General features: G+C 72.3%; 9 protein-coding genes and 1 pseudogene. 4 read left to right on the plus strand and 6 right to left on the minus strand.

Annotation, left to right across the window (positions count from 1 at the left end; all coding sequences use genetic code 11):
• Window positions 1-184, plus strand: a pseudogene (locus tag ACWGL3_RS29190) (hypothetical protein); the annotation flags it as partial.
• Here the strand turns inward: ACWGL3_RS29190 and ACWGL3_RS29195 are convergent.
• Window positions 154-867 carry an SDR family oxidoreductase gene (locus ACWGL3_RS29195; protein ID WP_452462026.1) on the minus strand — a complete coding sequence of 238 codons (714 nt, stop codon included), beginning with the start codon at window positions 865-867 and terminating at the stop codon, window positions 154-156. The pseudogene ACWGL3_RS29190 and the gene ACWGL3_RS29195 sit on opposite strands and share 31 nt — an antisense overlap.
• Window positions 868-922: 55 nt before the next feature.
• A complete protein-coding gene (locus ACWGL3_RS29200; RefSeq protein ID WP_452462027.1) occupies window positions 923-1,999 on the minus strand; it encodes an alkene reductase in 1,077 nt (358 codons plus the stop codon).
• A 160-nt stretch (window positions 2,000-2,159) separates the two neighbouring features.
• Between ACWGL3_RS29200 and ACWGL3_RS29205 the strand changes: the two genes are divergently transcribed.
• Together ACWGL3_RS29205 and ACWGL3_RS29210 are read left to right on the plus strand one after the other, a co-directional pair.
• On the plus strand, window positions 2,160-2,780 hold the full coding sequence (locus ACWGL3_RS29205) for a TetR/AcrR family transcriptional regulator (RefSeq protein ID WP_267944733.1): 621 nt from the start codon (window positions 2,160-2,162) through the stop codon (window positions 2,778-2,780).
• 220 nt (window positions 2,781-3,000) lie between these two features.
• Window positions 3,001-3,606, plus strand: a complete 606-nt coding sequence (locus ACWGL3_RS29210) for a TetR/AcrR family transcriptional regulator (protein WP_267944734.1) — start codon at window positions 3,001-3,003, stop codon at window positions 3,604-3,606.
• A 147-nt stretch (window positions 3,607-3,753) separates the two neighbouring features.
• Here ACWGL3_RS29210 and ACWGL3_RS29215 read toward each other — a convergent pair whose 3' ends face one another.
• The 4 genes from ACWGL3_RS29215 to ACWGL3_RS29230 form a co-directional block, all read right to left on the minus strand.
• On the minus strand, window positions 3,754-4,470 hold the full coding sequence (locus ACWGL3_RS29215; protein ID WP_267944735.1) for an ABC transporter permease: 717 nt from the start codon (window positions 4,468-4,470) through the stop codon (window positions 3,754-3,756).
• A gap of 75 nt (window positions 4,471-4,545) precedes the next feature.
• A complete protein-coding gene (locus tag ACWGL3_RS29220) occupies window positions 4,546-5,430 on the minus strand; it encodes an ABC transporter ATP-binding protein (protein ID WP_267944736.1) in 885 nt (294 codons plus the stop codon).
• A 218-nt stretch (window positions 5,431-5,648) separates the two neighbouring features.
• Entirely contained in the window at window positions 5,649-6,464 is an 816-nt protein-coding gene (locus ACWGL3_RS29225) for a cytochrome c oxidase assembly protein (protein ID WP_452462028.1), read from the minus strand.
• 2 nt (window positions 6,465-6,466) lie between these two features.
• Window positions 6,467-6,961: a DUF2243 domain-containing protein gene (locus ACWGL3_RS29230; protein WP_267944738.1), complete on the minus strand. Its 495-nt coding sequence runs from the start codon at window positions 6,959-6,961 to the stop codon at window positions 6,467-6,469.
• A gap of 251 nt (window positions 6,962-7,212) precedes the next feature.
• Here ACWGL3_RS29230 and ACWGL3_RS29235 point away from each other — a divergent pair, with 251 nt between their 5' ends.
• Window positions 7,213-7,959, plus strand: coding sequence for an SDR family NAD(P)-dependent oxidoreductase (locus tag ACWGL3_RS29235; RefSeq protein ID WP_267944739.1), 747 nt, complete (start codon window positions 7,213-7,215; stop codon window positions 7,957-7,959).
• Window positions 7,960-7,993 lie beyond the last annotated feature (34 nt).

Here is a 7,993-nt window from a genome sequence, read left to right on the forward strand (position 1 = left end):
GCCCAGCAGCTTCCCCCGGCCGCTGCTGGTCGCTCTCGTCATCGGCCTGATCGCCTGGGGCAACGTCGCGAAGATCACGCGCGCCCAGACACTCACGCTCAAGGGGCTCGACTACGTGGCCGCCGCACGGCCGCGGCGCCCGGCACCGGGGTCTCAGGCGTTCGTCGCGTCGAGCTGGGGGTAGAGCGCCTCGATCGGGGCACTGAGCCCGGCCTTGACCTTGACGGAGTCCTCGTCCGCGAGGACCTCGTACTGTCCGGCCTCGGTGGCGTCGAACACGGCGCGCACGAGGTCGGCGGGGTCGGTCTTGGGACCGGCGGAGTGCGCGGCCATCGGGGTGTCGACGTAGCCCACGTGCACTCCGACGACGTGCACCCCCTCAGGGGCGAGCTCCAGGCGTAGGGAGTTGGTCGCCGACCACAGTGCGGCCTTGGTCGCGCTGTAGATGCCGGCTACGGCGTACCAGCTCAGCGCCGAGTGGATGTCGATGATGGCCGACGCCTTCTTCGCCGACAGGACGGGGGCGAAGGCGCGGGCGAGGAAGAGCGGGCCCAGGAAGTTGGTCTCGACGTTGGTGCGGATCTCCTCGTCGGTGTGCGTGAGGATTCCCGGGCTGGACACCGAGGTCCCGGCGTTGTTGACCAGCATGGTCACGTCACCGGCGGCTTCGACGGCCTCCCGGATGGAGACAGGGTCGGTGACGTCCAGACGCAGGGGGACGATGCGCTCGTCGTCCCAGGTCCGTGGCCTGCGCGCGGTGGCGTAGACCTTGGTGGCGCCGCGCGCCAGGGCCTCGTTGACGAAGTGTGTGCCGATACCGCCGTTGGCTCCGGTGACCAGGACGACGGATCCGTCGAGTGTGGGCATGTTCGTTCTCCTCAACTGTTCGCTGTGGGGGATCCGGGTGGGGTTGCGGGGCCCGTCAGTCCGTGGCCAGAGTGGGGTAGTCGGTGTAGCCCCGTGCTCCGCCGCCGTACAGGGTGGTCGGGTCCACCTCGTTGAGCGGGGCGTCGTTGCGCAGGCGTTCGACGATGTCGGGGTTGGCCAGCGCGAAGCGGCCCAGGGGCGCGATGTCGGCGAGCCCGGCGTCGATGTCGTCGGCGATCTGCTCCCGGGTGCGCCCGTAGCGGACCACGAGCAGCGCGGTGGGCCACACAGCGCGCAGCGACCGAAGGAGGTCGTCGTCCCCGATGTGGTGGATGTGCAGGTAGGCCAGGTTCAGGTCCGCGAGCCGACCGACCAGGTGACGGTACTGGGCGCGCACGCCCTCGGTGTCGCCCTCGTCGATCCCGCCCAGGGGAAAGGCCGGGGACAGTCGGATTCCGACGCGGTCCGCGCCGATCTCCTCGGCCACCGCCCGGGCGACCTCGACGACGAACCGGGCGCGGTTCTCCACCGACCCGCCGTAGGTGTCGGTGCGCTGGTTGGAGTTCGGGGAGAGGAACTGGTGGAGCAGGTACCCGTTGGCGCCGTGGATCTCCACCCCGTCGGCGCCGGCGGCGATCGCGGATGCCGCCGCGTGCCGGAAGTCGGAGATGGTGGCCTGGATGTCCCCGATGCTCAGCTCGCGGGGCACGGGTGTCTTCCGGGGGCCGGTCGGGGTGAAGATGTCCGCATCGGCGGAGATCGCCGAGGGGGCCACCGGCCGGCGGTGGTGCGGTGTGTTGTCGGGGTGGGCGATGCGGCCCGTGTGCATCAGTTGGATGAAGAGCGCCCCGTCACCGTCGTGGACGGCGTCGGCGACCCGGCGCCAGCCCTCGATGTGCGCGGGCGTGTGGATGCCAGGGGTGTTGGGGTAGCCCTGTCCGTCCTCCGAGGGTTGTGTGCCCTCGGTGATGACCAGTCCGAGGGAGGCGCGCCGGCCGTAGTACTCGGCGGCCAGGTCACCCGGCGTGCCGTCCGGGTTGGCGCGGTTGCGGGTCATCGGCGCCAGTGCGAGGCGGTGCGGAAGCTTCACCCGGCCGAGGGTGAAGGGCTGCCAGAGCGAGGAACTGTTCATGGGTCGGTTGCTCCGTGACGTCGATCGGTCGTGGATGCCGCCTTGGGAGGGGGCGCTCCGCACCCGCGTGGGAGAATGAGCCCGGTCAGGTAGGCACCACACTTTAAATGACTATGCTCATAACTGAGTCTAGTCAGTCTCTATTCCCAAGGAGGGCACGATGCCATCCGCCTCCCGGGCGCAGGGGCGACGCGAGCGCAACAAGCAGCAAAAACTCGAACGCATCACCGCCGCCGCCGGCGAGCTCTTCGCGGAGCACGGGATCGACGAGGTCACCACCCAGCAGATCGCCGAGCGCGCCGACATCGGCACCGGCACCCTGTTCCTCTACGCCAAGAGCAAGGGCGAACTGCTTCTGCTGGTACAGAACTCCCACTACTCCGAGTCCCTGGAGCGGGGGGTCAGGGACGCCGAGGGCATCACCGACACGGTGGACGCCGTGATGGCCGTCGTGCGCCCGATCGTCGAGTGCAACCGCACGCAGATCGAGAACGGACGCACCTACCTTCGCGAGATGGTGTTCGGCGACCCCGAGGAGCCCCACCACCGTGACGCCCTCACGATCACGGCCCGGACCGAGGCGAGCATCGCCGCCCTGATAGGTCGGGGCCCCGGGATCGGCGAACACGAGGCCGCGACACTGGCGCACACCGTGTCGGCCGTCATGTTCCTCAGCATGGCGGCATCGGTGAACATCACGGCGAGCGTCGAGGAGATCGTCCAGGACATCCGCGGCCAGATCGCCGTCATGCTCCCCGGCACGGGCAGCGGCCGCGCCTGAACACCTGTGCCCGCCGGGCCGGCCACTCCCCCGTCGCTCGTCGGAGCAGATCCCTGGCGTAGGACGCCCTTCCCGGGGCGCGGTTCGGGGACGCGCCCACGTGGGCGCGTCCCCGCCGGTCCCTCGGAGGGCATCCGCGCGGGGCCGGACGGAGGCGGCGGGCCCGCCCGGCTGCGGCTCCTCGCCCCGGGTTTCTGTACCGACCGGTTAGGATCGTGGCATGGGTGTTTCCCGGAGTACTGTCATCGGCCGTCCCAGGGAGTTCGACGTCGACGAGGCGCTGGAGTGCGCCATGCGCGTCTTCTGGGAGAGGGGCTACGAGGGGGCGAGCCTCGCCGACCTGACCGGTGCCATGGGGATCACCAAGACGAGCATGTACGCGGCCTTCGGCAACAAGGAGCAGCTGTTCCGCAAGGCCCTGGAGCGCTACACCGAGGGGCCGGCCTCCTACGCGGCGCGCGCCATGGAGGAGCCGACCGCCCGGCAGGTCGCCGAGGCGCTCCTGCGCGGCTCGGTGCGGACCACGACCCTCCCCGGAGGCCCTCCCGGGTGCCTGGGCGTGCAGGGCGCGCTGGCGTCGGGTGAGGGGGGCAGGCCCGCGCACGACATGCTCGTCGCCTGGCGCAACGACGCGACGCTGCGCGTGGAGGAGCGCTTCCGGCGGGCCGTCGACGAGGGCGACCTCCCGGAGGACGCCGACCCGCGGCGGTTGGCCCGGTACATCATGACGGTGGCGTTCGGCATCGCCGTCCAGGCCGCCAACGGCCTCGGCCGCGACGAGCTCCAGGACAGCGCCGACATGGCGCTGCGGAACTGGCTGCCGTAGCGGGCTCCCCTCCGCGGCGGGCTCGCGGGCGCCTGCCCGAGCGCTGCCGCTCCCCCACCGTTCCCGGCGCGGGCGCCCGGACGCCGTCCGCGGCCCTCAGCACCGCCCCCTCGGCGTCCGCCGTCCGCGCGCCCACGGCTCCTCGGCTCAGCGGCGCGGTTCCCACCGGAAGATCCGGGTTGCCAGGGTGACGGCGACGACGACCCAGGCCAGGGTCGGGGCCAACAGGAACAGCGACTCCGAGAGCGGGACGCCGCCGTTCCAGGCGTTGACGACCAGCTCGGAAGCCGCACCGCCGGGGAGCAGCCGCTTGAGCAGGGTGAGCTCCTCGGTGCCGGTGAACCCGACCCAGCCGGACACGGCGAGCACGCCGATGAGGACGGGCAGGGTGGTCACCTGGGCGTGCTCGGGAGAGTTGGTCACCCCGGCCGTGGCCAGTGCCAGTCCGATCATCATGACCACCGTCGCGAGGGTGGCCGCCCCTGTGAGCAGGAGGTCGGCCGGCGGGTCGGCGACGACGGACAGCACGACCAGGACCACGCCCACCTGGGCCAGCGTGATCGCGGTGACCGGGAGCAGCAGCCCGGCGAGGATGCGGGTGTCGTCCACCGCGGTGGAGCGCAGCCGCTTGAGGAACAGGTTCTGGCGGCGGGAGGCTAGCGTGGTGACGGCGGTGGTGTAGAGCCCCATCGTCACGACGAGGAACATCAGCACCGCGGCGACGGCCCCGAGGTCGAGGGCCGGGATGCGGTCGTGCAGGTACATGTAGAAGGCGCTGGACGCCGCGGGCATGACGAGCATGGTGACCAGGATCAGCCGGTTCCGGAAGATCTGGATCAGCTCACCGTGAGCGATCGCGAGCATGGCGGGGATCCTTTGACTGGAAGTTGCGGAAGAAGGGCGGCCGGCGACGGCCGGGTCCGGGAGGGACCGCACGGTCTACTCGCTGCCGATGGCGCGGAAGACGTCGTCGAGGCGGGTCGGCCCGGCCTGGAGGTCGCGCAGTTCCGCCCCGTGGTCGTGCGCCCAGTTCAGGAGCGCGCGCAGGTCCTCCTGCAGGCCGGTGGTCTCGACGAGGAACGACCCGTCGCCCTGGGGAACGGCGGGCAGCGGCAGCGCCGGGGCGGAGGGCGCGAGGGAGAAGCGGACCGTGGCGGGCAGCGTGCGCGTGAGCTCGGAGACCGTCCCCTCGCGGTGGAAGGAGCCCTGGTGCATGAGCCCGATCCGGTCGGCGCGCTGCTGGGCCTCCTCCAGGTAGTGCGTGGTCAGGACGACGGTGGAGCCGTCCTCGCGCAGCCGGTCCACGGCCTCCCACAGGGCGTCCCGGGACTGGATGTCCAGGCCGGTGGTGGGCTCGTCGAGGAAGACCAGCTCCGGTGCCCCGTACACGGCGGTGGCGAAGTCCAGCCGGCGCTTCTCGCCGCCCGAGAGCTGGGAGACCTTGGTGCCGGCCTTGCGGGTGAGGTCGACGACGCCGAGCAGGCGGTCGACGCTGTCCGTGCGCCTGCTGAGCCGGCCGATCAGGCGGACCGACTCCCGGACCGTGAGGTCCGGGGAGAAGCCGCTCTCCTGGAGCATGATGCCCGTGCGGGGCCGTACGCCGCGGCGGTCGCGCGGGTCGCTCCCGAAGACCCGCACGGTGCCGGACGTGGCGGGGCGGTGGCCCTCGACGGCCTCCAGGGTCGAGGTCTTCCCGGCCCCGTTCGTTCCGAGCAGCGCGTAGAGTTCCCCGCGCCCCACGTGGAAGGACAGGTCCTTCACGGCGTGGAAGTCGCCGTACTTCACGTTCAGGTGCTCGACTTCGATGACTGGTTGCGTTGGCATGTCCCCATTCCAGCCGTCGGCGCCGCCGTCCGGCAGTCGCACCACGTCACTGATGCACCATGACGTTCGTACGGGTGGGGATGTGACGTGGTGTCACTGTCGGCGCGGAGGGACCGGGAGGAGAGCGGGCCGGGCACAGCCGTCGGCGGCGGCCGACCCCTCGTGTCCGGGGCCGCCGTGCCCGAGGCCCCGGGCGCTTAGGCGCCCCGGGCACGGCGTCAGGTGACCTGTGCGGAGCCGATCCCGGGACCGTCCGAGGTCCTTCGGCGCGGCAGGATCCAGGGGCGGCACACCAGGAAGATCAGCGCGATCTCCACCGGCGCTCCCGCGTAGTACATCAGTTCCGCGCCCGCGCGGGCCTGCTCGGCGGGGACTCCCTCGGGCGGGGCCGCGCAGAGGGTCTTGGCGAGGATGTTGTGCACGGCGATCGCCAGGACCAGGGCCGCTGCCCGCCACGGCGGGGAGGGGCGGTGCGGCGCCGGGTCGGGGCCGCCCAGGACGGCGAAGGCGAACAGGTACCCGGCGGCGAACACGTGCGCGTGGACCAGGGCGTGCAGGAGCGGGTCGGTGTGCGTGAGGGCGTACAGGCCGGTCCGGTAGAGCGCCCACAGGCCGCCGACGCTGAGTGCACCCGCCACGAACGGGTCGGTCAGGACGGCCGCCGGGGGCGAGGACAGTATTCGGGCGAGGGGACGGGCCGCGCGCACCGGCAGGGTCCGCAGGGCCAGGGTGACCGGGGCCGCCAGGACCAGCAGGAGCGGGCCCAGCATGCCCAGCAGGACGTGTCCGGCCATGTGGGCGGTGAAGTCGTGGTGGGCGCGTTCGGCCAGGGGGCCGACCAGTGCGGCGCCCACGCACAGGCACCCGGCCGCCCACGACGCGGTGCGGGACGCCGGCCAGGCGGTACCGCGCCTGTACAGGGCCGACACCGCGGCCGGGTAGGCCGCCAGTGCGGCCACCAGCAGGATCGCCGCCGCCCACCCGCCCGGGCCGAGCAGAGCGGTTTCGGTCCCGTGGTGTCCGTGGTGGTGCATGCTCAGGCCCCGGCCCCGGTGGTTGCGGCGGACCGGCCCGCGCGTCGTGCGGTCACGGTCCACAGCACGATCCCGGACACGAGCAGGACGGCGGCGACGGCGTTCCAGGTCACGTCGTAGGGCACCAGGTCCACCCCGTAGCGGATCTGGTGCAGCCCCAGGACCTTGTGGTGGACCAATCCGTCGTAGAGCTGGAAGAACCCCGCCCCGGTCAGCCATCCCGCGGTGAAGGCAGCGCCCCGGAAGGCGCGTTCGCGGCGCAGTGCGGCGACCATCAGCAGCGAGGCGACGGTGGCGAACCAGCTGAAGGCGTGGAACAGCCCGTCCGATACCAGGCCGACGTCGCTGGTGGACAGGTCGTAGAAGTGGTGCCAGTGCAGGAGCTGGTGGAAGACCACCTCGTCGACGAAGGCGACGGTGCCCAGCCCGAGCAGGATCCCGGCGGTCAGGTTGCGGCCGTGGCGCGGGCGCGGCTGCGCCCGTGTCGGTGTGGACATCGGCTCCCCTCCCCCGGCCCCGGTCGCGCCTCTCGGTGGGCCTCGCGCACACGACTACCCGGCGACCGGGGGCGAAAACGCAGGTCCGCCCCGGCCCCGCCGGTCGGGGCCGGGGCACCTGCGCGGACATCGGGACGCCCGGTCCTCGCACGGTTCCGAGCCGTCGACCCGCACCATTGGTACCAATCGGTACAGAAGTGCTAGGGTCTGGTTCTGTACCACTCGGTACCTAAATTTTCGGGAGAGCGCCCATGGGACAGCTGGAAGGCAGGACCGCCGTCGTCACCGGCGGCGGCACCGGGATCGGCCTGGCCACCGCCGCGCGGTTGGCGGCCGAGGGCGCCCACGTGTTCATCAGCGGCCGGCGCGAGGACGTGCTGGCGCGGGCCGCGGAGTCGATCGGCCCCGCGGCCACCGCGGTCGCGGGCGACATCTCCGACCCCGCCGACCTGGACCGGCTGTACGACGCGGTCCGGGAGCGCGGCGAAGGCCTGGACGTGCTGTTCGCCAACGCGGCCGCGGTCTCGTTCGCACCGCTGGAGAAGGCCACCGGGGAGCAGTTCGAGCGGACCTTCGGCGTCAACGTCCGGGGCACGCTGCTCACCGTACAGAAGGCCCTGCCGCTGCTGGGCGAGGGCGCGTCGGTGGTCCTGAACGCCTCGATCCGCGCCGACGACGGCTGGGAGGACTACGGCCTGTACGCGGCGTCCAAGGCCGCGGTGCGGTCCCTGGCGCGGACCCTGGCCAACGAGCTGAAGGGCCGGGGCATCCGGGTCAACGCCGTCTCGCCGGGCGCCATCGACACCCCCGGCATCGACGGCGCCGTCGGCGAGGAGAACGCCGCCGCCGCCAAGGCGGGCCTCGCGGCGGGGGTCCCCCTCGGCCGCATGGGGCGCCCGGAGGAGGTCGCCGCGGCCGTGGCCTTCCTCGCCTCCCCCGACAGCAGCTTCATGCTCGGCACCACCCTGTACGTCGACGGCGGTGAACACCAGTTCTGACGCCCCGGGCACGGGACCGGGCAGGGCCGCGGGC

The organism is Nocardiopsis sp. NPDC055824, from assembly GCF_053616335.1.

Excerpts from the sequence above, each read along its gene's own strand:
- ACWGL3_RS29195 (WP_452462026.1), bottom strand. The coding sequence starts at position 867 with ATGCCCACACTCGACGGATCCGTCGTCCTGGTCACCGGAGCCAACGGC.
- ACWGL3_RS29205 (WP_267944733.1), top strand. The coding sequence starts at position 2,160 with ATGCCATCCGCCTCCCGGGCGCAGGGGCGACGCGAGCGCAACAAGCAG.
- ACWGL3_RS29210 (WP_267944734.1), top strand. The coding sequence starts at position 3,001 with ATGGGTGTTTCCCGGAGTACTGTCATCGGCCGTCCCAGGGAGTTCGAC.
- ACWGL3_RS29200 (WP_452462027.1), bottom strand. The coding sequence starts at position 1,999 with ATGAACAGTTCCTCGCTCTGGCAGCCCTTCACCCTCGGCCGGGTGAAG.
- ACWGL3_RS29235 (WP_267944739.1), top strand. The coding sequence starts at position 7,213 with ATGGGACAGCTGGAAGGCAGGACCGCCGTCGTCACCGGCGGCGGCACC.
- ACWGL3_RS29230 (WP_267944738.1), bottom strand. The coding sequence starts at position 6,961 with ATGTCCACACCGACACGGGCGCAGCCGCGCCCGCGCCACGGCCGCAAC.
- ACWGL3_RS29215 (WP_267944735.1), bottom strand. The coding sequence starts at position 4,470 with ATGCTCGCGATCGCTCACGGTGAGCTGATCCAGATCTTCCGGAACCGG.
- ACWGL3_RS29225 (WP_452462028.1), bottom strand. The coding sequence starts at position 6,464 with ATGCACCACCACGGACACCACGGGACCGAAACCGCTCTGCTCGGCCCG.
- ACWGL3_RS29220 (WP_267944736.1), bottom strand. The coding sequence starts at position 5,430 with ATGCCAACGCAACCAGTCATCGAAGTCGAGCACCTGAACGTGAAGTAC.